This window comes from Lactobacillus sp. C449L, assembly GCF_059900815.1.
Window position 1 is genome coordinate 1 of record NZ_JBWXGA010000289.1, and the last position, 439, is coordinate 439.

Annotated in this window: 1 protein-coding gene; it reads left to right on the forward strand. The window is 52.4% G+C overall.

Annotation, left to right across the window (positions count from 1 at the left end; genetic code table 11):
* Positions 1-195: 195 nt before the first annotated feature.
* Positions 196-439: carbohydrate-binding family 9-like protein (locus tag AC2JF9_RS09440; RefSeq protein ID WP_500727256.1), on the forward strand; the 244-nt coding region annotated here is incomplete at its 3' end.

Here is a 439-nt window from a genome sequence, read left to right on the forward strand (position 1 = left end):
TCCAAAATGTATCCGCTACCAAAATGATAGGGGAACCTCGCCATGAAATCAATGATTATGTTGACCGGAGGTAAAAACGATGAACCGCAGCGGCGTACCTGAACCGAATATCGCCTATAATCTGAAAGGACGGACAACTTCGTCAACATCGAAGGCGACCGAAAGCCGCTTCCGGCGAAACGAACGAGGGCGAAGATGCTCTGGGACGACGATTATTTCTACTTCGGCGCGGAGCTCGAAGAAGACGAGATTTGGGCGACGCTTACGGAGCGGGATTCCGTCATTTTCTACGACAACGACTTCGAAATCTTCATCGATCCGGACGGCGACACGCACAATTACTACGAATTCGAAATCAACGCCTTCAACACGGTATGGGATTTGCTGCTCCCGAAGCCTTACCGGGACGGGGGGCCCGCGATCAACGGCTGGGATATCC